Origin of the sequence: Obesumbacterium proteus (genome assembly GCF_001586165.1) — a bacterium.
GTDB classification, from domain to species: domain Bacteria; phylum Pseudomonadota; class Gammaproteobacteria; order Enterobacterales; family Enterobacteriaceae; genus Hafnia; species Hafnia protea.
The window spans coordinates 3,989,350-4,014,456 of the sequence record NZ_CP014608.1 but is presented as its reverse complement, the minus strand read 5'-3'; the positions used below and the strand labels follow the sequence as shown (position 1 = coordinate 4,014,456).

24 protein-coding genes and 2 pseudogenes are annotated in these 25,107 nt (G+C 40.5%); 13 read left to right on the top strand and 13 right to left on the bottom strand.

Features of this window, described 5'->3' with window-relative positions:
* The first annotated feature begins 924 nt into the window (after window positions 1–924).
* Window positions 925–2,943 carry an excinuclease ABC subunit UvrB gene (gene uvrB / locus DSM2777_RS18800; RefSeq protein WP_025797538.1) on the top strand — a complete coding sequence of 673 codons (2,019 nt, stop codon included), beginning with the start codon at window positions 925–927 and terminating at the stop codon, window positions 2,941–2,943.
* A 119-nt stretch (window positions 2,944–3,062) separates the two neighbouring features.
* A complete protein-coding gene (locus DSM2777_RS18795; RefSeq protein WP_061554846.1) occupies window positions 3,063–3,359 on the top strand; it encodes a VF530 family protein in 297 nt (98 codons plus the stop codon).
* A 68-nt stretch (window positions 3,360–3,427) separates the two neighbouring features.
* On the opposite strand, the gene DSM2777_RS18790 is transcribed toward DSM2777_RS18795, so the two are convergent.
* Window positions 3,428–3,964, bottom strand: a complete 537-nt coding sequence (locus DSM2777_RS18790; RefSeq protein ID WP_043494472.1) for an NAD(P)H-dependent oxidoreductase — start codon at window positions 3,962–3,964, stop codon at window positions 3,428–3,430.
* Between the two features lie 127 nt (window positions 3,965–4,091).
* On the opposite strand from DSM2777_RS18790, the gene DSM2777_RS18785 reads away from it, so the two are divergent.
* Window positions 4,092–4,985 (top strand): LysR family transcriptional regulator, encoded by an 894-nt coding sequence (locus tag DSM2777_RS18785; protein WP_061554845.1) that lies wholly within the window; start codon window positions 4,092–4,094, stop codon window positions 4,983–4,985.
* Between the two features lie 3 nt (window positions 4,986–4,988).
* Here DSM2777_RS18785 and DSM2777_RS18780 read toward each other — a convergent pair whose 3' ends face one another.
* Window positions 4,989–5,417, bottom strand: coding sequence for a carboxymuconolactone decarboxylase family protein (locus DSM2777_RS18780; RefSeq protein ID WP_025797546.1), 429 nt, complete (start codon window positions 5,415–5,417; stop codon window positions 4,989–4,991).
* Window positions 5,418–5,547: 130 nt separating this feature from the next.
* On the opposite strand from DSM2777_RS18780, the gene pdxR reads away from it, so the two are divergent.
* The 5 genes and pseudogenes from pdxR to DSM2777_RS18755 all read left to right on the top strand — a co-directional run bounded on the left by pdxR (window position 5,548) and on the right by DSM2777_RS18755 (window position 9,680).
* Window positions 5,548–6,999, top strand: coding sequence for a MocR-like pyridoxine biosynthesis transcription factor PdxR (gene pdxR, locus DSM2777_RS18775; RefSeq protein ID WP_061554844.1), 1,452 nt, complete (start codon window positions 5,548–5,550; stop codon window positions 6,997–6,999).
* A 64-nt stretch (window positions 7,000–7,063) separates the two neighbouring features.
* Window positions 7,064–7,366, top strand: a pseudogene (locus DSM2777_RS18770) (tRNA-dihydrouridine synthase); the annotation flags it as partial.
* A gap of 133 nt (window positions 7,367–7,499) precedes the next feature.
* Window positions 7,500–8,378 (top strand): hypothetical protein, encoded by an 879-nt coding sequence (locus tag DSM2777_RS18765; protein ID WP_064645434.1) that lies wholly within the window; start codon window positions 7,500–7,502, stop codon window positions 8,376–8,378.
* Window positions 8,379–8,409: 31 nt separating this feature from the next.
* Window positions 8,410–9,348 (top strand): tRNA dihydrouridine(16) synthase DusC, encoded by a 939-nt coding sequence (dusC, locus tag DSM2777_RS18760; protein ID WP_061554841.1) that lies wholly within the window; start codon window positions 8,410–8,412, stop codon window positions 9,346–9,348.
* A gap of 50 nt (window positions 9,349–9,398) precedes the next feature.
* Window positions 9,399–9,680: a hypothetical protein gene (locus tag DSM2777_RS18755; RefSeq protein WP_061554840.1), complete on the top strand. Its 282-nt coding sequence runs from the start codon at window positions 9,399–9,401 to the stop codon at window positions 9,678–9,680.
* 203 nt (window positions 9,681–9,883) lie between these two features.
* Here the strand turns inward: DSM2777_RS18755 and DSM2777_RS18750 are convergent, their stop codons facing one another.
* The 4 genes from DSM2777_RS18750 to DSM2777_RS18735 all read right to left on the bottom strand — a co-directional run bounded on the left by DSM2777_RS18750 (window position 9,884) and on the right by DSM2777_RS18735 (window position 13,883).
* Window positions 9,884–11,845 (bottom strand): SMC family protein, encoded by a 1,962-nt coding sequence (locus DSM2777_RS18750; protein ID WP_061554839.1) that lies wholly within the window; start codon window positions 11,843–11,845, stop codon window positions 9,884–9,886.
* A complete protein-coding gene (locus tag DSM2777_RS18745) occupies window positions 11,842–12,351 on the bottom strand; it encodes an ABC-three component system middle component 4 (RefSeq protein WP_061554838.1) in 510 nt (169 codons plus the stop codon). The genes DSM2777_RS18750 and DSM2777_RS18745 overlap by 4 nt, the downstream gene beginning before the upstream one ends.
* On the bottom strand, window positions 12,344–13,486 hold the full coding sequence (locus tag DSM2777_RS18740) for an ABC-three component system protein (RefSeq protein ID WP_061554837.1): 1,143 nt from the start codon (window positions 13,484–13,486) through the stop codon (window positions 12,344–12,346). Before DSM2777_RS18740 ends, DSM2777_RS18745 begins: the two co-directional genes overlap by 8 nt.
* A 187-nt stretch (window positions 13,487–13,673) precedes the next feature.
* Window positions 13,674–13,883, bottom strand: a complete 210-nt coding sequence (locus DSM2777_RS18735; RefSeq protein WP_061554836.1) for a helix-turn-helix domain-containing protein — start codon at window positions 13,881–13,883, stop codon at window positions 13,674–13,676.
* A 327-nt stretch (window positions 13,884–14,210) separates the two neighbouring features.
* Here DSM2777_RS18735 and DSM2777_RS24580 point away from each other — a divergent pair, with 327 nt between their 5' ends.
* Together DSM2777_RS24580 and DSM2777_RS18730 are read left to right on the top strand one after the other, a co-directional pair.
* Window positions 14,211–14,516, top strand: coding sequence for a hypothetical protein (locus tag DSM2777_RS24580; protein ID WP_156088327.1), 306 nt, complete (start codon window positions 14,211–14,213; stop codon window positions 14,514–14,516).
* Window positions 14,513–14,887, top strand: coding sequence for a hypothetical protein (locus DSM2777_RS18730; RefSeq protein ID WP_061554835.1), 375 nt, complete (start codon window positions 14,513–14,515; stop codon window positions 14,885–14,887). Before DSM2777_RS24580 ends, DSM2777_RS18730 begins: the two co-directional genes overlap by 4 nt.
* A 304-nt stretch (window positions 14,888–15,191) precedes the next feature.
* Here the strand turns inward: DSM2777_RS18730 and DSM2777_RS18725 are convergent, their stop codons facing one another.
* From DSM2777_RS18725 to DSM2777_RS18695, 6 genes are all read right to left on the bottom strand, one after another.
* Window positions 15,192–15,833, bottom strand: coding sequence for a recombinase family protein (locus DSM2777_RS18725; protein WP_061554834.1), 642 nt, complete (start codon window positions 15,831–15,833; stop codon window positions 15,192–15,194).
* A gap of 175 nt (window positions 15,834–16,008) precedes the next feature.
* On the bottom strand, window positions 16,009–17,550 hold the full coding sequence (locus DSM2777_RS18720) for a recombinase family protein (protein WP_061554833.1): 1,542 nt from the start codon (window positions 17,548–17,550) through the stop codon (window positions 16,009–16,011).
* 49 nt (window positions 17,551–17,599) lie between these two features.
* The gene (locus DSM2777_RS18715; RefSeq protein WP_061554832.1) at window positions 17,600–18,748 is read right to left on the bottom strand and encodes a reverse transcriptase family protein; all 1,149 of its coding nucleotides are present in this window, start codon (window positions 18,746–18,748) and stop codon (window positions 17,600–17,602) included.
* A 660-nt stretch (window positions 18,749–19,408) separates the two neighbouring features.
* The gene (locus DSM2777_RS18705) at window positions 19,409–19,654 is read right to left on the bottom strand and encodes a hypothetical protein (RefSeq protein WP_061554830.1); all 246 of its coding nucleotides are present in this window, start codon (window positions 19,652–19,654) and stop codon (window positions 19,409–19,411) included.
* 92 nt (window positions 19,655–19,746) lie between these two features.
* Complete coding sequence (locus DSM2777_RS18700; protein WP_061554829.1) at window positions 19,747–20,220, bottom strand: hypothetical protein; 474 nt, start codon at window positions 20,218–20,220, stop codon at window positions 19,747–19,749.
* A 23-nt stretch (window positions 20,221–20,243) separates the two neighbouring features.
* The gene (locus tag DSM2777_RS18695) at window positions 20,244–21,134 is read right to left on the bottom strand and encodes a retron Eco8 family effector endonuclease (protein WP_061554828.1); all 891 of its coding nucleotides are present in this window, start codon (window positions 21,132–21,134) and stop codon (window positions 20,244–20,246) included.
* A 117-nt stretch (window positions 21,135–21,251) separates the two neighbouring features.
* Between DSM2777_RS18695 and dusC (DSM2777_RS18690) the strand changes: the two are divergent.
* Window positions 21,252–21,905: pseudogene (dusC, locus tag DSM2777_RS18690) on the top strand (tRNA dihydrouridine(16) synthase DusC); the annotation flags it as partial.
* 6 nt (window positions 21,906–21,911) lie between these two features.
* On the opposite strand, the gene DSM2777_RS18685 reads toward dusC (DSM2777_RS18690), so the two are convergent.
* Window positions 21,912–22,832: an EamA family transporter gene (locus DSM2777_RS18685; protein ID WP_061554827.1), complete on the bottom strand. Its 921-nt coding sequence runs from the start codon at window positions 22,830–22,832 to the stop codon at window positions 21,912–21,914.
* A 202-nt stretch (window positions 22,833–23,034) separates the two neighbouring features.
* Between DSM2777_RS18685 and tam the strand changes: the two genes are divergently transcribed.
* Together tam and pbpG are read left to right on the top strand one after the other, a co-directional pair.
* Window positions 23,035–23,823, top strand: coding sequence for a trans-aconitate 2-methyltransferase (tam, locus tag DSM2777_RS18680; protein WP_061554826.1), 789 nt, complete (start codon window positions 23,035–23,037; stop codon window positions 23,821–23,823).
* A gap of 254 nt (window positions 23,824–24,077) precedes the next feature.
* Window positions 24,078–25,016, top strand: coding sequence for a D-alanyl-D-alanine endopeptidase (pbpG, locus tag DSM2777_RS18675; protein ID WP_046457652.1), 939 nt, complete (start codon window positions 24,078–24,080; stop codon window positions 25,014–25,016).
* Window positions 25,017–25,107: the final 91 nt, after the last annotated feature.

Genomic DNA, 25,107 nt, shown 5'->3' with positions numbered 1-25,107 from the left:
TCATTTCCCATACAAAGCATTAACAACAAAAGTGTGAATAAATACATTGTTTGAATCACAGACGGAAAATCTTAATAAGTGCTAATGAAACCTTAAGAAGAGAGCAAAAAAACGCAGATAAATTCTGCATTATTAAGATGCTCAAAAAAAACACAGCGGTGCAAGCGTGGTTCATTAAGGGAATAAAAGATCAAGCTCTGAATCCTCGCTTAACGAAATAAGTTACCCTAGCAAGCACTTTTGTTAGTGCGAATAAGTATATCAAAAAGAAAAAATAGCTAAAAAATTAACTAAAAAAAGGACTCCAGAGTCGATTTACTGACAGATTGTCATTTTTCCGTAACTCAAGCGCCAAGCGGAGTGGTGCAAGTTATCCACTATTCCTGTGGATAACCTTGTGCATTAGGTTTAGAGAACTCGTCAAAGCCCAGAGCCAGCGCGGCTTTCGCACAGGTTGGTTGATATGGTAACTATATTTTAAAACTGTTTTTATTCAATGGGTTATTTAAAATCAAGCACTAGATAAAGAATCGCGTTGCGCAACAAAACGGCCTTGACAAGAGCAGACTAAAAAAGTTAATTCGCGAGCTGCATTGGGGATAAATGTCACCGGTAGGTGAAAATTGTAAAACGGATGTAATTTGAGGTTTTGGGGCAGCTTAAGGCGGCGAAATTGGATAGGGAATTACACAAAACGGTGCAGATAAGGTTTGAAGCTGGTTTTATATCCAGTATCATAGTTCCCCTCTTCTCACATCATCGTGAGCGTGATTTTCTGACCGTGTGGAGAAATCCCTCGCAGGAGATATCCAGAGACAGTGGCAAAATTGGGTAGGCCTTCCATAATCAATGCCGGACGATTAAGCATTCGAAAATGCCGTGGCCCTTCTAAAAGACAAATGCATTTAAGCAAGGTGTTGATTCATGAGTAAAACGTTCAAATTGCATTCTGCATTCAAGCCAGACGGCGACCAGCCTGAGGCGATTCGTCGTTTAGAGGCAGGTTTAGAAAATGGTTTGGCGCATCAAACGCTGCTGGGCGTAACGGGTTCTGGTAAGACGTTTACGATTGCCAACGTGATTGCCGATCTCAATCGTCCAACCATGGTCATGGCACCCAACAAAACTTTAGCGGCACAGCTTTACGGCGAGATGAAGCAGTTTTTCCCAGAAAATGCCGTGGAGTATTTTGTCTCCTATTACGACTATTATCAGCCAGAAGCCTATGTGCCGAGTTCAGATACCTTTATCGAGAAAGACTCCTCGGTAAACGAACATATTGAACAAATGCGGCTTTCAGCGACAAAAGCGTTGCTTGAGCGCAAAGATGTCATTGTTGTGGCCTCGGTTTCTGCTATTTATGGCTTGGGCGATCCTGATGCCTATTTGAAAATGATGCTGCATTTAACACGCGGCATGATTATCGATCAGCGGGCCATCTTGCGTCGCTTATCCGAGCTGCAATATGCGCGTAACGATCAGGCTTTTCAGCGTGGTACCTTCCGCGTTCGTGGCGAAGTGATTGATATTTTCCCCGCTGAATCTGAGGATGAAGCCCTACGCGTAGAGCTGTTTGATGAGGAAGTGGAGCGTCTATCGCTGTTCGACCCATTAACGGGACAACTGATCCAAGAAGTTCAGCGTTTTACCGTGTATCCAAAAACGCACTATGTCACGCCGCGTGAACGCATTTTGCAGGCGATGGAAGATATTAAGGTTGATTTGGCGGAGCGGCGCAAAGTGTTGCTGGCCAATAACAAGCTGCTAGAAGAGCAACGGTTGACGCAGCGTACCCAGTTCGATCTCGAAATGATGAACGAGCTAGGCTATTGCTCGGGCATTGAAAACTACTCGCGCTATCTCTCTGGGCGTAAGCCGGGTGAAGCACCACCAACGCTGTTTGATTATCTTCCTGCCGATGGGCTGCTGGTGATCGATGAATCCCACGTCACCATACCTCAAATTGGCGGCATGTATCGCGGCGACCGAGCGCGCAAAGAGACGCTGGTGGAGTATGGATTCCGCTTGCCTTCTGCGCTTGATAACCGCCCAATGCGCTTTGAAGAGTTTGAGGCTTTGGCACCGCAAACGATTTATGTGTCTGCAACGCCGGGTAATTATGAGCTTGAAAAATCAGGCAGTGATATTGTCGATCAGGTTGTACGCCCGACCGGTTTGCTTGATCCGTTGATTGAGGTGCGTCCGGTTGCCACGCAGGTTGACGATTTGCTCTCTGAAATTCGTATTCGTGAGGCGATTAATGAGCGTGTGCTGGTCACTACGTTGACCAAGCGAATGGCGGAGGACTTAACCGAATATCTCGATGAACACGGTGTGCGGGTCCGCTATCTGCATTCTGATATCGATACCGTTGAACGTGTTGAGATCATCCGAGATCTTCGTCTCGGTGAGTTTGATGTACTGGTCGGTATCAACCTTCTTCGTGAAGGGCTCGATATGCCAGAGGTTTCGCTGGTCGCGATTTTAGATGCAGACAAAGAAGGCTTCCTGCGTTCAGAGCGTTCGCTGATTCAGACCATTGGCCGTGCGGCACGTAACCTGAATGGTAAAGCGATTCTTTATGGCGATCGCATCACCAACTCTATGGAGAAAGCGATTGGTGAAACTGAACGTCGTCGCGCAAAACAGGAAGCGTATAATCTCGAGCATGGCATAACGCCACAGGCGTTGAATAAGAAAGTATCCGATATTCTCCAACTGGGTGAAGCATCGTCACGTGGTAAAGGTAAGCATGGGCGAAGCAGCAAAGCGGCTGAGTCTTCTGCTGCTTATCAAGCGTTGTCTCCAAAACAGATCGAGCAGAAAATTCGCGATCTGGAAGCGCAGATGTATAAACATGCTCAAAACCTTGAGTTTGAAGAGGCCGCCAGCCTCAGGGATGATATTCAGGCGTTGCGCGATCAGTTCATTGCGATGTCTTGATAGCTAAAAAGGTGCTGACGGTTCCAGCACGCCTGCGGCTTGCACTCTCAGGCCGCAGTCAGTATGGTGTGCGAAAATTTTTTAAACTCGTATTGAGTCCATTGCCGACAGGAATTTCCATGAACGCCCAAACATCTAAAGACCCTTTGCATGGCATCACGCTGGAAGCTTTGCTGACATCGCTGGTGGAGCGTTATGGCTGGGCTGAGTTGGCGAAGATTATTAGCATCAACTGCTTCAAAAGCGATCCTAGCATTAAATCAAGCCTGAAATTTTTGCGTCGCACCCCGTGGGCTCGGCAAAAAGTGGAAGAGCTGTATATTGATTCACTGGCGGACACACCTGCTCCTCTCCAAGAAGCCAACGTCTCTGATGCAAATCCTTGGGGTAAATGGGAAGAGAAGAAACCTTCTTAAAACCGCTTATTTAAATAAGCCAAATTTGGTCTGTCATCCTCCAGCAGAGAGGATGACAGCGTCAAAAATCAGTCAGCGTTTTGCAATTCATGGATTCGACTCAGTAATCCATTCACACCAGTATCAATTAATTGATCCGTAATATCGTTAGCGCCCTGAATCAAATATGGGTCCAGCCAATGCATGCCAACCAAATGACTCATATTGTTAAACGGTAATAAGAGGCTTTCGACAGGATAGCGATTGTATCCCTCGGCGGTATACGCCTGCGCATTGCCTCCTGTTGAGGTCGCGATCATCAGCGATTTGCCATGTAATGCTTTGCCTTGGCTGCCATAGGCAAAACCATAGGTTAATACGGCATCTTGCCACTCTTTTAAAATCGCCGGTGAGCTATACCAATAGAAGGGGAAGAGCATTACCACAATATCGTGTTCAGTGAGCAGTTTCTGTTCACGTTCTACGTCGATGTTGTAATCGGGGTAGTGGCGCATCAGCTCATTTACGGTGACGTTTTTCTGTGTTTTCAATGCATCAATCGCAGCATGGCTGATGCGTGACTGATCGGGAAAGCGATGCGCGGCTAATACCAGCACTTTTTTCATAGGTCTTCTCTTGTGATTTCAATGATAGGGAGAATGATAATGCTACCGATGTGGCTATTTTTTCATTTCTTCGCGTGGTGGTGTAGCCTGTAAAACAGTAAATCTGTTTCAACCTAAGGTTAAAAGCATGGCATTGCCTGTAGACGTATATCGACTGATCCCCGCCTTTTTGGCTTCGGCAGAGGCACAAAGCTTTTCTGCGGCAGCTCGCCAACTGGGGATTAGCGCCGCGGCGGTGAGTAAGAATGTGCGGGCATTAGAAATGCGTTTAAATATCCGCTTATTTGCGCGCAATACGCATTTTGTCATGCTGACGGAAGAGGGCGCCGATTTTCGCCGTCGGATAACGCCGTTATGGCAGGCATTAAATCAGGCCTTGGACGAGAGGCAGCTGAGCGAAGAGCCCTCTGGATTGGTTCGTGTGAGCGTCATTCCCGGTTTTGGTCGCCATCGATTAATGCCGCTGCTGCCGATATTCAGCCAACGTTTTCCAAAGGTGACCATCGATCTTGAGATGGAGCCGCGTTTAGTGAATCTCATCGGTGAGAACATTGATGTGGCAATTGGTCAACGTACCGCCACCGACAGTCGACTGGTGGGGCGCGAAATATGCATGGCCTACAGTAAAATGGCGGCATCGCCTGAATATCTGGCGCGTTTCGGCACGCCACAAACGATAAGTGATCTTCTCTCGCATCATCGCCTGATACATCGAAATTCCGGTAGCGGAAAGCTGATGGCGTGGTGGGATGGTGAAGGTAGCGTGAATGAACAGCAGGCTTCATTTATTGCCACATCGCCCGATAGTTTGGTTGATGCGGCGCTGAGCCATATGGGCATTGTGTGCTTGGCGGATTGGTATCTCGAGGAGCACTTTCGCAGTGGGCGTTTAATACCGATTCTGGAGCCGTTTTGGCCGCAAGCGCGTTCGATGCATATTTGGTATCCCTCGGCGGATATACCGCCAAGAGTCAGAGTGTGGGTCGACTTCGTATTAACCCACTTTCCTCCGCGTAGCTAGGTCTTACTGACGCATGCTGATTGCCATACGATTGAAGGCATTCATAAGGCTAATGGCAAACGTTAAGTCAGCAATTTCAGTATCGTTAAAGTGTTCTTTCAACGTCGCAAATAATTCATCGGACGTTCCACAATATGAAATATGCGTGACGGCTTCGGCCCAGTCTAGCGCTGCACGTTCACGCGCGTCGAACGCTTCTGCCATACGCCAGCCAGATAAAATATCCATTTTATGTTGGCTGTAACCGGCTTTACGCAGCGCCGTACTGTGCATATCCAAACAAAATGCGCAGCCGTTGATTTGGGAAATACGCAGGTAAACCAGTTCAACCAAATGGCCTAATGAGCTTTTGCTTAATGCCATGCTGGTTTGAATAAGGCCGTTATAGGCCTCAGGGGAAAGTTTGCCGTAAGCAAGACGCAGGTGTGACATGATTTATTCTCCGCAAAATACATTTGAACAACGCTAAAGCGCGTCGCTGTCGTGGTTTGATAAAGCGACTTTACGCTCAATATGGCCTAGTATATAGAGCCATATCTTCACTATTTTTATAGGCCATATCATGGCGGCGCTTCATTCTTTCCTCGTCGTTGACCCTGCGGCCAAAGAGCCGATTTATCGCCAAATTTACCAACGTATTAAGATGGCGATTGCCGATGGCGTACTGGCTCCCGGCGAGCGGTTGCCTTCGCTGCGTGGCTTAGCCAGTGATTTAAACGTTGCCCGTGGAACCGTTGAAGCGGCCTATGGATTGCTGAGCGGTGAAGGATATATCGAAAATAGCCAGCAGGGTGGAACGCGGGTTTCTCGACGGCTAAATATGGCGAAAAGCGCTGAGATCCCGAAACCGATATTAGAAGCGCCTCGTCATGCCGGCATGCCTTTGCCCTCTTCACAGCTGTTGCCGTTTCAACTCGGTGCGCCTGCTTTGGATGCATTTCCTTTAGGGCAATGGAATCGCTTATTAAGCCAGTGTGCGCGTCAGACTCGGCGTGAAGAACTTTCTCATCCTGCGCCTCAAGGTTATCCCGCACTGCGGGAGGCGTTAGCTGGGTATTTGCATATTTCACGCGGTATTCGCTGTGCGGCGCATCAAATATTTATCGCGGCTGGATATCGCTCGGTGCTATCACTGATTGCGAATGCCTTACTCAACCGCGGGGATGAAGTTTGGTTAGAAGAGCCCTGTTTTCCGTTTCCATGGCATGTGCTGCAAGATTTTGGCGTTAACACCGTGCCCATCCCCGTGGATGAGCAGGGCTTGTGCGTGGAAAAAGGCGTGCGCAATCATGCACAGGCACGTGCGGCGTTGGTGACGCCAGCACATCAAAGCCCGCTCGGCTTAGGGCTTAGTCTGCCACGGCGCATGCAGCTTTTAGCATGGGCGCAGCGCCAGCAAAGCTGGATTATTGAGGATGACTATGATGGTGAATTTCACTATCAAGGGCATCCGCTACCGGCGCTGAAAAGTTTAGATCAGCTGGATCGCGTGCTGTACGTCGGCACGTTTAGCAAGGTGTTATTCCCTGGGCTGCGGATTGCATACGTGGTGGTACCTGAGTCTCTATTACCTCAGTTCCATCAGACCATGCGGACGTATCCCTGCGTTTGTCCTACGCTGATGCAGGCCACTACGGCACAGTTTATCTATTCAGGTCAGTTTTATCGTCATCTAAAGAAAATGCGCAGTTTGTATGCTCAGCGTCGCCTCTGGCTGGCGCAGGCGTTACAGCGACAGACACGTTATCGGCTAACCACTGAGCTTCAAGCTGGCGGTATGCATTTGCTGGTACGTTTACCCGAATGTTTCGATGATGCTTTGGTTGAAAGAGAGGCGCGCGTACAGGGGCTTGCGCTGGAGGCGCTTAGCGTTTGGTATCACGGCACTGAAAATCCGCCCCACGGGCTGATCTTAGGTTTTACCAACGTGGAAAGTGAAGCTATGGCTCAGAATTGGGTGGAATTATTGCTGAATGTGCTGGCGCGTTGTTCTCCCGTTGCGGGCGAGCGCTGAACTCAGTACCATTTGCGCCTCAAATTTAGGCGCAGATACTAACGATGATCATGCAGGCTGATTTATGCAGACAGTAAAAAGGGTGCTTTTAGCACCGATGGAAGGGGTTCTCGACTCTTTGGTGCGCGAACTGCTGACCGAAGTGAATGATTACGATCTCTGCATCACCGAGTTTGTGCGCGTGGTGGACAGCCTGCTGCCTGAAAAAGTGTATTACCGTCTTTGCCCAGAACTGGCTAATCAAAGCCTAACACCTTCAGGAACCGCCGTGCGCGTGCAATTACTGGGGCAACATCCTCAGTGGTTGGGCGAAAATGCGGCGCGAGCCGTTGAGCTGGGGTCGTGGGGCGTAGATTTGAACTGTGGGTGGACTAAGTTTATGAGGGATCAACTTAGTACAATGGCTTCATCCAATAATTTGAACTGGATCATCACCGCTAACTAAATGTTCTATATGCGTAATGGTATGATGAAAAAAAAGGTCATTGGAGGGAATCTCGGTGGATAAAGCCTTTTGTACTATTGATGAGCAGGAATGGACGGCTGAGGCATTTTACGCGCTGCCCACAGCTGAAATTCAATCAAAAAGACGTAGTTTACTGTGTACCGAATGTAGTGGAGATGCATGGTTTAGACGGTCTAGTTATGGAAATGATGCACCGCATTTTTGTGCCCATCACCAGGAAAACTGCTCATTAGGTACTTCATATGAAGCAGTGGGCGAGGGTAGCAATGATAAGGCATTACCAGTATCGGATACTGATAGTGGCTTAGTTATAGATTTCGATTTAACTCAAAGCTATGATATTGACGTGAAACTGGCTGAACAAACCTCCGAAGCTACACCTATAGGACAGAGGTTTACGGGTGAAAAATCTAACGACGGTGGCAGTGTAAAATACCCAGCACATTTTACTTTGAAACGATTGCTCTACAAATTAGTACAATCAAAAGGGCAATGTTATTTAGAAAAAAAGATTGGCTTCAAAGGTCAGGATTTTAGTGATTTACCAGAGAATGGTGCTGAACTATTTGTTGAATTTGCAAATGTTAAGCCATGGATGGATGGAGCACGGAGGATCTTTTGGGGGTTCATTAGTGATGTTGGGCAAACGAATGATGGGAAAATTTGGTTAAACGCAGGTAATATTAAATCAGGTTTAAGTGTTTGTATCCAGCAAGATATAGCTAGTGCTTTCAGAGAACAGTTTAAGGTAGTCAATAGTCTAGACGAGTTGGATGGCTGTCATGCTCTAATTATTGGTAAATGTTTGTATGCAACAACTGGTAAACCGATTCTATGGTGCGGCGATCTTAGCTATGTTGTGCTTAGAAGATATAAATCAGATCAGGAATTACAGCACCAGCTTCTAAAGTAATAATATCCAATTTGAATTTTTCAGGAAATACATGCGAGTATTACTAGCTCCGATGGAAGGTGTTCTCGACTCGTTAGTGCGAGAGCTTTTAACTGAAGTAAACGACTACGATCATTGCATTACGGAGTTTTTACGTGTAGTCGACCAGTTATTGCCGGAAAAATCCTTTTATCGATTATGTCCTGAATTACATAATCATAGCCGCACTGAATCCGGCACTTTAGTACGTATCCAATTACTCGGGCAGCATCCAGGGTGGCTTGCGGAAAATGCCGTTCGTGCTGTTGAACTGGGTTCAAACGGTGTCGACCTTAATTGCGGATGTCCTTCAAAGCTCGTTAACGGAAGTGGCGGCGGGGCGACGTTGTTAAAAGATCCTGAGCTGATTTATCGTGGAGCAAAAGCCATGCGTGAGGCGGTGCCTGCGCACTTTCCCGTAACCGTTAAAATTCGACTCGGTTGGGACAGCGACGCGCGGCAGTTTGAGATTGCGGATGCTGTTCAGCAGGCCGGCGCGACCGAACTGGTCGTTCACGGGCGTACCAAAGAAGACGGCTACAAAGCGGAGCGCATTAACTGGCAAGCGATTGGTGAAATCCGCAAACGGTTATCGATTCCGGTGATTGCTAACGGCGAAATATGGGATTGGCAAAGTGCGCAAGATTGTATGATGGCAACGGGCTGTGATGCAGTGATGGTCGGACGTGGTGCGTTGAATATCCCAAATTTAAGCCGCGTAATTAAATACAACGCTCCTCGTATGCCATGGGCGGATGTAGTGAAACTACTGAAAAAATATAGCCAGCTTGAAAAACAGGGCGATACAGGTTTGTATCACGTTGCGCGCATCAAACAATGGTTAGGATATTTGCGTAAAGAATATGTTGAGGCCACTGAGCTCTTTACAATGATTCGTACAATGAAACACTCAACAGATATTTCTTTTGCAATTAATAAATTAGGCAAATGATTAGAATTAAATTATAAAAGCGTATATCAAAACACTAATGGGGATAGTTAATGACTGCGAAAAAAATCACGCAAACAGAATACGAAATGATTTATATAAAGAGTAATGATGTTGTTATAGTCCATATTGAGCCATATACGATATCAATACTGACTAAAGAACAAGCACAAAGTTATGGATATGATATATCTAAAATGGTTGAGCATGAAAGCATTAGCATTAATGGAATACCTAAAGGTGGCTATGAAATTGTTGAGTATTATTATGAAAATAGTGAATCAGTAATGTATCTGGGAGAGGATTTTGAAAAGTTACTGAACAGTATTGATTAAAAATAACTATCTAAGAAACTATGCTTTAATGAAATTTAAAAATAATTAAGTTCAGTTTCAATAAACTCGTTATTTTAATGAAGGCTATAAAAACCATTTATTTTTATAAAACTGATATAGCACATGACTTAAAATAAGATAAAGGGGCATGTGCAGCCCCTCTTAACGACACCACACATAATTTATGAAACTACCATTTATATTCATAAATCATCTATCAGACCTATTTTGCTCTTCACAACACCAATAGTACTAAAATGTTCAACGACAAAATCATTTTCACATTTTTTTATGTGATCAGGGATGTCATTGTCCACAATAATAATTTGACAGGATATGTCTTTTGATTTTGCTAATTCTGTAATATTTAAAATTTCAGCATAAATATTTTTATACTTCTCAGGATCAGTTAAACCCTCATCTACTTCATTATCAATAGGTTGTGTAATTTGATAAGTACCAGTTTTACCTAAGTACTTTCCAACGGTATCTATCATAATAAAATTAGGGTAATTAATATTCATTTTTATACTTAAATTCATGAGGCTTAAGTAATACCCTATTGACAAAATAGTTCTTAATCCACCTGAAGTAATTGTACTATAATCATGTCCTCTGAAAATAGGCAAAAATGTTTTTTCGCTAATAGAAATGTTTTTCCTATTTTTTATATTTATGTTTTCCAAATAGGAATGCATATAGTTCTTCATTTCAGAAAATATAACATTAATATCTGGCGCTTTACTTTTTAGTTCATCAAGAGTGTCATTAAGATAAATCAACTGAGATTCATGCTGGGCGATTCTTTCAATTATTTTATTAAGTTGATTTCTTAATTTAAGAGTGGATACTAGATTGTTACGTCTCTCTTCGCTTCGATTCAACTCTTTTAATAGAGCATCTCTTTGTGTTAGAAATGGTGTCACCATATTAGAGTTTTCTTCATCAATCATTGTCCTAACTTTAATTAATAAATTTTGGTTCTCGATCATCTCAGAGTATTTAGATTTATGTTCATCCTTTGATAGTTGAATCAATGATTTGATATCTCGCTTACGAGATTTTAGGGATGAAATTTCCTTTTCAAGATGTGTCGAAGGGACAATGGAAAAATTATCTTTTTCAATTTCAATAGTTATTGAGGAATCACAAATAGGACATGGTGAAACCTCTTTACTAATCTCACCTATACGAGTTTGCGCCAGTAAAACACTAGAGATTTTATCTATATCGTTGTCATAGCCATTTAGAAGCCTTGAATAATTCTCTATCTTGGCTGACAACTCTTTCGTTTCAATATCTAGTCTTTTAGTATTAATATTCAACTCATCATAATAAGATTTTAACTCTAGATAGTTCTTAGAGTTAGCTTCCATACTAGTATTTATATTATTAACTTCATCGGTAAGTACATCAATGTTTTCATCTATTACGTTAATCTCATGATCTATTTCATTTATATTTTTGACATTAGACTCTTGAAAGAATTTAGATATAACGCTATGTTCTTTTGATAATATATCTTTGCTATTAATTAAATTGGCAATTTCAATAGAAATCTCAGAGATTGATGAGTCAAGAGTATTTGTTATGTACTTGAAAGTTTCTTTTAGAATAGATGACTTTACCCAATTATTATTTTCTAAGAGATTTTTACTTCCAACGCTATCTTGGTCAAGATAGCAATACTTGAATATATTTCTGAAACTGACTTTTTGGAAATTGGAATTTGCTTTGGATGGTGAGGTTTTGATTTTTAATTTGGGGAAGTTAAGAAGATCTAGTAAAAAGTCTGAAACGTATTCTAATCCATTATTTAAAGGGATAGAAGTTGGATTAAATTTATCAGGATAAAAATTCGAGCAATCTTCAAACGAGCAAGGGTACACTTCTATTGGATTATTTTTATTGAAAATATCTCTCTTAAAGGTATATAATTTATCGTTTATAACAAACTCAGAGGAAACATAATGACAGGATGTATTTATTTCATCAGCTAAGTCAATGGTTTTTGAACCAAGTGTATAGTTAATAAGCTCTAATATGGTTGACTTGCCAGTATCTGAATCACCATAGATAATATTCACCCCTTCATGGAAAGTAGTGATGTAATTCTTCCGTATACCAGCAATAATCAATCTGGATATCTTGAATTTAGTTTTCATAATTGTCCCGCAAGTAGTTTGTTTATTGATTTAATAGTTTTTTGAGCAGACTGACTAGCCAGTGGTTTGATTTTAATTGCGATAGAACTAATTCTTGATACGTAAGCTGTATCTATTCCCCTTAAAAAAACCTCACCTTTTTCAGATGCGCAATATTGTATCTCATTAGATTCATCGCTAAACACATCCAGGAACCCGTGTAAAGCTAAATTCTTAATTATTGTTTTAAGTTTACTGCGAGAGTAGAGTATATCAACATTTATTGACTGACTTGCAATTGTGTATATTATTTTCGATTCAAAAAATATTACATTTCGATCGTTAGCTAGCAAGACATCATTTATTTTTGATGGGTTTTTTATTAAATAAAATAAGCATTGTATTTTTTCAAAGTTCAATACAGGTGTTGAGTTCCTATTTTTGCCCAAAGCTGACAATATTACCAATAATATAATTGAGTTCAATTCCAATGTATCATCGGCATCAATATAAGGTAATTTACCCATTACCTTGCCCCTTCATTTTTTCAAGAGAGTCCAGTTCAAAGCTTTCAGTCCATATCACTTTATCGTTAGGAGAATTAGCAAGTTGATGAAGCATTCCAGCTTTGTGAGTTATTGTTAAATTCTCGAGTCTAGATTTTAAATGAACATCATTTTTTTCAAGTATTTTGGAGTGTACGGTATATATTAACTGCTCAGAACTCACTCTCCCTTTTTGGCAAAGGAAATTTTGATACTCTATTTTATATATTTCATTAACTCTGTCGTAAAGATATTTCAGATCTTTTTTATCTTGATCACTAGTGAATAACTTCCTTGCTCTTTCCGCATTGTAGAAGTATTCCTTCGCTTGGCCTGTTATACGTTCATGTACATCAGCTATAACTAACTTTAAAACAAAATACTCATCATTATAAAGTTGTTTATCATCTAATCTTCTGATATCAAGTATTTCTTTTGCTCTACACGATTCGTCAATCTGTTTTATATACTTAACAATAGATTTATATGCAAGAGCATCCCTATTTATAGGTTTGCATATGCTGGTATGATCTTCATCCAAAGCTAAATAGTTGGCACGATCATTACTATGAATAGCAATTGCACTTTGTTTTTTTACAACTGTATCATAAGAACCATAAAGATACCGATCTAATGGCCTAAAGGCCAATCCCATCCATTCTCGATTTAACCTGTCAACTTCGTTACTTAAAACAGATAAATCTTTTATTTGTTCATGGCTACTAATAAAGGAAGCATAATTTGCTATAGCTGAACCTGAGTGAGGTACTGCCAATGATATAAAACCAATAATATTAGTCGAAAGATTTTTGGAAATCTGTTTAATTATACAAGATTTACTAATCAGCCCACCCATACTATGAGCTATGATGATAACTTTTTTGTACCCATTGAATTCAACAATAAAATTAGTTTGTAAAAGTTCTGAAATTTCATCAATCGGCAAGTTTTTGGGTGTTTTATTTCTTACTTTGAATAATCGCTGTACGAGTGTCTTCGTACCACTGATTTTTCTACTCCAAGTAGAATAATAATCGAAGCAGGCTATATCAAATGTTTTATTTAAAGCTGGGTCTTCATCTATTAATTGAGGAAGGGAGACACCTGATGGCGCCATCCACGTTTCACTTCCCCCCCATCAGTCCATGAACAAATAGCAAAAGAGTATCTGATGAGCCTTGTCTAGTCCAAGTTAACATTGTCACAGTCCGTTATCATTTAATTAAATATAATTTCACTAAACCATATGATTATGTGAACAATAGCATATTAGTTACGAATAATATCCAAGGAAGTCAACTAGTTCAAATGAACAACGAACTAATTTCAACATTTAATGCTTCAGCGATAATACCAATAATTTGCAAGGTTGGGTTTCTAATGCCGCGTTCAATCCCGCTCACGTAAGTACGATCCAATCCGCACCTATCAGCGAACTCCTCTTGTGACCAGCCTAGCGCCTTACGAAGCTCCCGGACACGCTTCCCGAATTTGATATGTAGTTCAGTTTTCATAGGATAAGCATCACTTTTTGATGCTTATCAGACCACGGACTATGAGTCACATTTCTAATGTGTTATTGTGACTTATAGTCATCATTTCTGTGTGCAATAGAAACCTGATTTATATAATTGAACGGACTAATGCTTAAAACATCAGTCACGAGTCGTCTATCGACTACCACCAGTTACTCGGTAGACAAATTCTTAACACAGCACACTTTGGAGGATAAAAATTGTACAAATCTACGTTATCAGGTGTTCAGAACCGCGAATGACCAACATGAGACCAACGAATCATCAAAACTAAATCCCAATCAGAAAAATTCGAGTTAGGTTAAGATGCTTAAAAATTCTATTTTACCTTTGGTAGTAACTTCCTCTTTAGCAACACTTACTGGTTGTAATAAAGAGCCGATACCGGATTTTAAATGTTCTTATCAACAACCCGGCAGTGGTGTAACTGATACTAATTTATTCAAAAACCGAAGTGTTTCTAATGATAAGAAATACTTTATCTACGAATCAGATGACAAAGGATATACATTTAAACTTGAAGTAGATCGTCGAACACTTTCGGCAACAATGGTAATGACAGAAAACAAAACCAATGAAGTATTATCCTACTTAACAGGGAGTTGCAAATGAAAAGATTAGTTTTAGCTTCATTATTAACGTTCTCATTTGGTGCTTCTGCATATTCTGTAAATATGGAAGAACTCACAAACTTCGGAAATCAGATGCGAGGTCGATTTTCACCACCGCATGAAATACAAAAAGCTAATAGCGCACCAACTTGTTTCGTTAGTGTGACGAATGAAAATACCGGTAAAATAACTCGAACCAAGTTAAATTTGGTTGGTGAACATTCACAAAAAGGAACACAGCATACCTACCATGAAGAAGATAATACTGGTAGTACAACAGTCTGGTTCGACAGCCGTACTGGTAAAGGTGAGATTTCAATTATGGATAGTCAGGAGGTCATTGCTAGTGGAACGGTAAGCAATTGTAAGTAAACCTGTTTCATTAACATCACTATCAGTATAGATATGATCTGCGAAATTATACATGATCGTATCTATAATGCATCTTCGATGCAGTGGCAAAGCCACATTCTATCTTCTTAGGTTTAGTTAGTAGTAAGAACTGATAGAAAACCTGTAGAACCATTATAACACTCATTTTTTAAAGCAAATTACAAATGCTTCAATTATTTACAGACCAGATGTAGTGGTTGTAAAGGCATTATACTTACGATACCACAGTTTTCGTGAAACAAATTGAACATATTTCGTACAATCAATTTTGTATCGCTACCAGCTACTTTCCAAGTGCGTTACGCAACGTTGTGCGAGATACAGGTTGACCTAATGTTCTCAAATGAATCAACATTTGAGCCTCAGTAGCGTTCTGCGCGATTAACTCACTCAGGTTTGTACGAATCATCTCATAACGTTCTAAAGCTTCCTGGCGCCGTTTAAAGGACCTTATCGCTACTGATTGATGTACAGCTTCTAGCTTATACCCATAACTTTTACCCTGCTTCCGTCCATTGGTAAACCCATCTTTAATACGTTCAGCGATCCGCTTGCGTTCAAAAGTTGCCACTGAAGCCATTATAGTCAAAATCATTTCACCTATCGGAGTAGATACATCAAGGGCAATATCAAGGATTCTTAACGTGACATTTCTTTTCTGAAGCCATTTAACTGTGTTTAAGCAATCGGCGGTATCACGGAATCCACGATCTAATTTAGCAACTACTACTATATCGCCTGATTTGAGTACAGATACCAACTTTTGTGCTTCTGGTCGTTTTTGAAATGGCATTGAGCCAGAAATGTTCACATCAGAATATACGTTATCTATCTTTAATTGTGATTCAATGTTTATGATCTGATTATCTGTCGTGCCGATTTCATTTTCGGCTTTTGAAACGCGGGTATAAGCGTAAATAGTCATAAATCCTCCTGAGATCATTATATCTTATCTACAGGAGGGGTAAACCTTTTGTAGTAACTAGGGGTTATTTTGTTAAAGTCTTTTGAATCATTAAAATGTATTCATCTGGAGTATAAGTATTTCCATTTTCCATAATTGTTCTATTGATAGTATCCACTTCTTGGTCTTTAATATTCTAACCAAGTTCGAGAGTTTTTCTAACACCATTATTAAATGTTATTTGTATGCTAAAGTTTCCTTTAGATGGTTGGATTTTTTTACCCGATGGTGTTGTTATTGGACCAGTGTTGGCCCATGGACCATATTGAAATACAAGAATCCTTTTAATCGAGCCGCGAATTAATTCGCGTAATTTAAGTATGTTTTCTTCGTCATACACGCTTAAGTTTGTTTTAATTGTTTTCCATTTAGCTGTAATTTCACGCTTACTGTTTGTAAGAGTGTTTAGTTCTGATTTTTGTATCTTTTGTTGTAAATTCTTTTTGTCTTTTTCAGCTTCATCAAGAGCAGAAATTATTGCAGGGCTAATATTGCCATCAGATATGAATTTAACGTAATTAGCTATTTTAGTATCTAGTTGTTTTAAATCAAGGCGGTACTTTGCTAAATCTAACTTTGAACTATTAGATTCAGGAGCAAGTAATGATAAGTCAAAATACTGACTACAATATTCTGCGATTGCACTTTCAACAATAGATATTCTGAATGAGCTAGTGATACAACTCCCGGCATTATTGTTTGTGCCACAACGTGCTCGTCTCAATCCATCTACGATTTTGCCATTGCGTTTAGTCGATTGTGAAACTAAAACACCTTGACAATACCCACAATAAGCTTTACGAATTCCAGTTATTGCTGAGGGTATTTTTCCTCCACGGGTTGGTGCTCGGGAATCTAGATTTTCTTGAATTACAGCGAATTTGGATTTATCTATAATAGCGGGATAGTAATCATCCATAATATAGAGTGTGTCATTCATATTAAATTGGCGTTCTCCATAAAGAGATACAGAACGAAGAAGTTTTTGTAGGTAAAGTGGATACCAAGATTTTCCTGCAAATGGAGGTATTGTTTCATTAAGATGGCGTGTTAATTTATTGATGCCAAATCCAGATAGATATCTTTCAATTATATATGAAATGGTTTGGGCTCTTTCTGGAATTAGCTCTAAAACATCTTCATCTTTATTATGTTTAATCCAATAGGGTAGCTTGCTAGGAATTATTTTTTTATTATCTATTTTGTATTTTATTGCTTCTTTAACTCGTTTACTCTTTGTTTCACTTTCTTCATTAGCTCTAATCATGATCATTAGGCTATACATAAGATCAAATGGATTATCTGATACAGATTGAAGATTATATGAGCGGTTATCCATCGCTGTGACAATAGTAATGCCAGCACTGATAATTTCAAAAAAGACTGCTTGAGCTTTTATAGCTGTTTGTCGTGATAATCTGTCAAAGCTCTCGATAACTAATGTACTACCGCTAGGGATTTGTCCACTTACTACAAGTTCCAGAAATTTACCTAGAGCTCCATTTTTAAGATTGCTTCCCTTATATGCACTGACGCCAAGATCCTTGAAGCTGAGATCTTCAACTAAAGTTAGATTATGGAGCTTACAATAGTTACTGGCAAACTCCATTTGGCGACGATAACTATCACCTTTAGCTTGGTCTGGTGTACTGAATCTAACATATGAATAACAAAGCATAATTTCCTCCCTAAAAAATTTTAACTATTTTCTAAGGAATAGTACATACTCAGGTGTGGATCTTTTTCTTATCGAGAATGTTAATGCATTTTTCAATTGTACTAATTTGTATTTTATATTTTTCTATAGTTTCTACGGAAGTAGATTTAAATTTTGTGTTGTGAGAGATTATTGATAATAAAAATGAACGATATCCAGTCAGTTTATTCAGTATTTGGTCTAGAGAATAAGCGTTGACATATTTTTCTCTGTTACCATAACGCATCATTTTTCTCACATCTTGTTTAAATAGCTTTTTGAGGATTTCTTCATTACTATTTTTCTTAACGAGAATATGGTGTAAAAGTTTGTCAATTATGACTGTTTTTTTATTCGATAGTCTTATCTCTGCTGGGGAAAGAGGAGAAATCAGACCTGCAAAACCAGTAAGTCTGATCTGGTTCTGTATAATATATCCATTCAAGGAAATTGTATGAGATTTTATTATCGTCTTCTTGTTGTTTATCTTTAATCCTAATAAAGATACTAATATTTTTATTTCTTTAAGAAAAAATTCTGAATGAATTATTTTTTTGTTTATTGGGGAGGAGAAAAGCATGTCATCAGCATATCTAGTATAAGTAATATCAAGTTTCACGCATAGTTTTTGTATTAATATATCTATTTTTCTGAATGAAATATTAGATATTATAGGAGAAGTGCTAAAGCCCATGGGAAGAATTGTTTTGTCGTGAAAATCTTTATTTTGAAACTTCGTAGGAATTGTATAGGTAATGCATTTTATAACTATGTCTATTAATTTTTGATTGTGTTTGGTATTTATCACATCATCATCAATATATTGGCTAATAGTTTCTTTAACGTCATCCACGTTCAAGGAATGAAAGAACGAGCTAATATCCATTCTAAGAAAATGATAGTTTTTAGCATGAGGTTCTAGAAAATCAAAATATGAGAGTCCTGTCCTATATGCTATCGCGGAATTATTTAAATCTAAAAGTGGATTTAATGCAGTATTTATATTTGATTGTATTTTTCTAAATGTACTACTGTAGCTCAGTGAATACATGAACTTATTTTTATATTTTTTCTCAACTACATTGGAATCAGGTATTGCATTTTGGTAAAATTCATCAATTTCATCTTTCCTTAGTAAAAGGATTTTTTCGATGAGGATTTTTTTTGTGATCTTATTCATGATTACTTCGGTTCCGATACAATGAACAGACTTTCACTTTAGTGGCTTACAAAGTCTACTTGAGACTAGTGAGACCGGCTAGTAAATAATAGGCTGATCAGATCAAAATCTGACCATAGGAACGTCAAGCGTTCGCCATAAACTTCTATGACCCATTTATCTATCGGAACCGAAGTCTCTCTAGAATACTACTTAATTCTGAGAAAATCAATCTAAACTCGTCGTGAAATCCCTTATTATCTGCAGAGTTTTTCTCAATTTCATTGATTGAAAAATCGACAAACTTGGTAACCCATCCACTAGTCTTCTCTGTCAAATAGCTCAACATTGTAAAGTCATCTTTAAAATTTTTTATTTCGCCCGCAAAATGTCCGGGTACAATTTTTTTGAAATTTTTATTAAAAGTGGCTGTTAGTGTTTCAGTTTTTCCGCAAAATATCAGCCTGAGTACAATGGATTGAATTTTATCGTCTGGAAAAGCTGTGCTTAATCGTCTACTAAGTAATTTAACTAAGTCACTTTTCAATTTTCGTATGAATAATCTATTTTGATCACTAATAGTTTGAATGGTAGCATTGTTGCTTAAGACTGATTTACAGGTTTGTAAAAGCTGCGTATCATTTATGTATGGGCTAAGTCGTGCTGAGTTTACTATTTCTTCTATATTCCCAATTTTTTGGGATTTAAGTTTTTCAACACTTCACTTAGCATCCATTTTTTAAATAAAATTAAGCTCTTTTCATTAATTAAACAACCTTCAATTGTTGTAGAGGTGATCCAGTAGTTTTCTTTTGAAAGTATGAACTTATTAATGCGATTAATTAATCCTGACCAATCAATGTTGGTTATATTAATATTATTGCTGTCCGTCTGAATTGTTGTGTTATTTAATAATTTAAGGAACATATCTATGTTTCTTTTTGCTTGATAGTTGCTAGAGCCTATATATGAATACTTATATGTGTTTCTAACTTGAGCAATACTTAATTTGCCAGTCTTTAATGTGAACTTTTATTTTGGTTATCAAATGCAAATAAGTGATCGGCGTCATATAAAACGATGTAAGGAATTGCCGTGTTTGAATAGGAAGGATTTATATATTTTAATGCAACATCGCTTGTGGCATATATATCAATGTTTCTCAAATGCTGAAATTTATTAGTAAGTAATCTATTGGAGAAAAGCTCTTGCTCGGTTACACCTTCAACGAAGAATATAAATTCACTAAAAAACAATCTTGCTTCATTATCATTGAATATATTTAAGAAGCGAAGGTCATCGTATGTTGAATTCATTTTTCTTATGTTGGTATTTTCATTTAGCATAGAAAAATGTAATACCTGCTGGTTTATACCGAACTCTTTAACAACAGATTTTAATATATTAGGAGAATGTGTAGACATGAAAATATTTGGATATGGTGTTGCATATTTGTTTTGCTCTATTCCTTCTTTGCTTTTTTTAAATGACATGTATATTTCATGGAGGTTTTCTATTAGTTGCTCACCTTTTTTGGATGCAACCCTATTTCAGGTTCATCAATAAATACTATTGGTGTTATATAGTCTCTTCTTGTAAGGGATATCAATAGGGATAGAAATATTTCAATATATTTGAAAGAATTTGTTCCATCTGATTGAATCTCTAGTTTTTTACCATCGATCTGGAATGTTTGACCATCTAATCCTACTTTAACATAGTTTAGAACTTTCTCTTTATACCCATACTTAGATGTTTTAGTGATTTCTTTTATTTTATTAATGTAATCAGAGTACGATTTGCTATTCTCACCTATTTTGCTATCAAAAAAAGCAACTATCTCTTCATTAGATATTTTCTCTGTGTTGAATGATTTAAGTTTGCTGATTAATACCCACAATTTATCCCAATCATATAAGTCAACATGACGAGTTTCAATGTCGAAATAAGGGAATAGATGATTTATTATATTTAGGGTTTTAGTGTCCTTTATCGACCATTGCACTGATTCATCATTTTTTATTTTTAGACTTAAAGTGAAGGTTTTATCATTTTTTGATTCGGTTAGAAAAAATGACAATCTTTCATAGTACGCTTGTTTTAAAAGAGTGCTTGCAATTTGTTTAAAGAATTTATTATTATTGTTTTTGTGTCCTTTCACTATTTTAGATATTCTGGTTATGTCATATTCAATTGATATTTCACCATAGGAACTGTAATTATTATTCAATTTCGGAGGGAGTGCATCTCGTCTTTCTAATTTTGTATAAAAGAATCGTATCAATTTTAATAGGTTGGATTTTCCTGTGTTATTTCTTCCAATTATGCAGTTTATATCTTTAATGTCAGAAATGTGAATTTCATCATATGAGAGTAAATTTTTTATTTTTATTGATTTAATACCCATGTGTTCATCCTTTTTATTTGTTGTACGGGATTGTATCCTTTTTAAAGATATTCGATAAGTGTTTTAGTATTTTAGTAGCTTGCATGAGTTCATACATATCCATGATGTTTACTTTTTATAAACTTTGCCTGCCCCTCAAAAATGGTCAACGGCAGCGGCGGCGGTGCGACGTTACTCAAAGATCCTGAGATGATTTATCTCGGTGCCAAAGCGATGCGTGAAGCCGTGCCGTCACATTTACCGGTTACGGTGAAGGTGCGTCTTGGCTGGGATTCGGGGGCGCGCCAGTTTGAAATTGCCGATGCGGTACAGCAAGCGGGTGCCACCGAAATTACCGTGCACGGACGTACCAAAGAAGATGGGTATAAAGCCGACAAAATTAACTGGGCGGCGATTGGCGAAATCCGTCAGCGTTTGAGTATTCCCGTGATCGCGAACGGTGAAATTTGGGATTGGCAAAGCGCGCAAGATTGCATGGCGGCCACCGGCTGCGATTCGGTGATGATTGGCCGTGGCGCGCTGAACGTGCCGAATTTGAGCCGCGTCATTAAACAAAACGCACCCAAAATGCCGTGGCCTGAGGTGATGTTGCTGCTCAAAAAATATGTGCGTCTTGAGAAACAGGGCGACACCGGGCTATATCACGTCGCTCGTATCAAGCAGTGGCTGGGGTATTTGCGTAAAGAATATGCCGAAGCTTCAGAGGTTTTCAGTGAGATCCGTGCGCTGAAAACCTCGGCCGATATTGCCAGCGCTATCGAGCGGCTCTAGCGTTAACTACTCTTTCTCAATGGCTGGGCGCTGTATACGCTTAGCCATCAGTTTCCCGCCAAAAACATTCACCAATAATCCCAGCATGATGAGCAGTAATCCATAAATCTGTAGGGTCGAAATGCGTTCGCCTAAAATGAGTGCGCCACTGGTTAATCCAACGACCGGCACCAGCAGAGCGAACGGCGTTACGCGCCACGTTTCATAGCGGGTCAGCAAGCTTCCCCACAGGCCGTAGCCAACATGAGTGGAAAGAAACGCGATATAGCACAGCGCTAAAACGGTCGGAATGCCAATATTCAGCACGCTGTTTTCGATAGCGGCTTGTCCTTCGAACAACCATGAACAGAGTAAAAAAGGCAAAATAGGCACCAAAGCGCTCCACACCACCAACGACATAATGCTGGTCTTGCCCGCATTTTGCATGATGGAGCGGTTGGTAATGTTGCCGCAAGCCCATGAGAATCCCGCTGCGAGCGTGAAGAGCAGGGCGATTAAGGGAATATCGGTTAAGCTTCCCGTCATACCGCCTTTGGCGAGAACCAGCATGCCTACCGCCGCCATAAGAATGCCGACGACCTGACTACGTTTGATTTTCTCACCCAGAATTAATGCCCCAAGCAAAACGCTAAAGAATACCTGCGATTGCAATACCACAGAGGCGATACCTGACGGCATGCCTAGGTTGATGGCGCAGAACAAAAAGGCAAACTGCGCGAAGCTGATGGTAAGCCCATAAATAACTATCCCCTTCAGTGGGATTTTTGGGCGTGGTACAAAGAATATCGCCGGAAACACTACCAGAATAAAACGCAGTGCGCCGAGGAGCAAAGGCGGCATACCGTGCAAACCCACCTTGATGACCACAAAGTTTACGCCCCAGATAACGACAACACACAGGGCTAACAGCATATCTTTAATGGACATTATGACTCCTTGAAAGGGCGCGCTTTTTTGAGTTTTCTCGCTGGCTTGGATGCAAAACTATAGCTAAAGTCATCAAGGGGAGATACCCGCGAACGGGATATGTTCTGAATAAAGAGAAAGGTGACATAGTTAGCCTGCTTAGATGCGTGGCAAACCATGAATTTGGCTATCCAACAGAAGATTCTGCTTAAAGGAAAAGGTCATGAGCGATTGGGATCCCGAACTGTATTTGCGCTTTGAGGCGGAAAGAACCCGTCCTGCACGTGAACTGCTTGCCAGAATTAATCATCCTCAGGCCATGCAGGTTAGCGATTTGGGCTGTGGACCCGGTAACAGCACGGCGCTTTTAGCACAGGCGTGGCCAACGGCGCAGGTAACCGGCGTGGATACCTCGCTCAATATGCTCAACAAAGCGCAAGAGCGATTACCGCAGTGCACCTTTGTACAATCAGACATCAGCCACTGGCAGCCCGATGAAGCACAGGATGTGATTTATGCGAACGCGGCTTTGCAGTGGGTGTTGGATCATGAAACCCTGCTGCCTCATTTGGTGGCGCAGCTGGCAGATAATGGCGTTCTGGCGATTCAAATGCCGGACAATCTCAATCAGCCTTCTCATGTACTGATGCGAAAAGTGGCGGCGGAAGGGCCATGGGAGAGTCTGAATGGTGAAGCAGAATCCGTGCGCAAAAAGTTGCTGACCACTGAGGAGTACTACGATCTGCTGGCATTACAGGGATGTGAAGTCGATATTTGGCGCACGACTTATTACCACGTCATGCCATCGGCTTCGGCCATTATTGACTGGCTAAGCTCAACGGGATTACGCCCCTTCCTCGATAAACTCAGCGAAGATCAGCGCCCCGAGTTTCTTCGCCGATATTTATTTGAACTCGAGCAAGTCTATACACCTCGCGCCGATGGAAAGGTGTTATTAGCGTTTCCTCGCCTGTTTATTGTAGCGCGCAATGTGGAGAATGGGGCGATTTAGCGATGCGGGTTTTGCGCTAGGTGTTATTCATTATCTTTAATCAAAAAAAGAATAACGTTCTGAATATTAAGCTCACAACCAGAAACATAATTATTACATCTTCTCGTAGCTCAAACATTCACGTTAAGAGTATGATTATCGCCAGCTTGTCGGCCTGCATCCCTTGTGTGGCGCGGCAAGCAGCGTTCCGAGGATTTAAGCACACTATTTTATGCTGCCCTCGGTGTTATCGAACATTTGATTGATACGTGATCATGCCTGTAAAACTCCGATATTCCTTATTAAGCCTGTTGCTTTTAGGCAGCAGCGTGGCCAGCGTTCCAAACGTGCTCGCAAGTGAGAACGCGCCAACAACGCATAATGCCTCTTCTCTGGTATTAGCGTCAGGCAGTGCAATGGTGGTGGATTTAAAAACCCATAGCGTCATTTATTCGAGTAACCCAGACGTGCAGGTTCCTATTGCTTCAATCACTAAACTGATGACAGCAATGGTGGCGTTAGATGCCAAACCTGCGATGGATGAAGTGATTTCGGTTGATATCCACAATACTAAAGAGCTGAAGGGCGTTTTTTCTCGGGTACGTGTGGGAAGTGAAGTCAGCCGTCGTCAAATGATGCTAATGGCGCTTATGTCTTCAGAAAACCGCGCCGCGGCAAGTCTTGCCCATCACTATCCGGGCGGCTACAACGCCTTCATTAAAGCGATGAATGCTAAAGCACGTTCGCTGGGGATGACGCATACCCGTTACGTGGAGCCCACCGGACTTTCTGTGAACAACGTGTCAACGGCGAGGGATTTAACCAAGCTGCTGGCTGCGAGCAAAAACTACCCGTTGATTAGCGAGCTGAGCACCACAGAAACGAAGTCGGTGACGTTCTCAAACCCGGTTTATACCGAAACATTTAACAATACCAACCACTTGGTGCGTAATGATAAATGGGCAATCCAACTGACTAAGACCGGCTTTACGAATCAGGCCGGTCATTGCTTGGCGATGCGTACCACTATCGGTGGCCGTCAGGTGGCGTTAGTGGTATTGGATGCTTTCGGAAAATATACCCATTTTGCCGATGCTAACCGCCTGAGAGATTGGATGTTAACCGGCAAAGCGGCGCCGGTTCCTGCGGCCGCGCTGAGCTATAAAAAGCAGAAGGGCCTGCACGGTAGCGTACAGGTTGCTGATAATAAATAGCTTTTAAAAACTATCAGGTACAGACAGTTTTCCTTCTTACACTAAAAACGGCAGAGGCTAAAACCTCTGCCGTTTTTTTATGTGCCAAGGT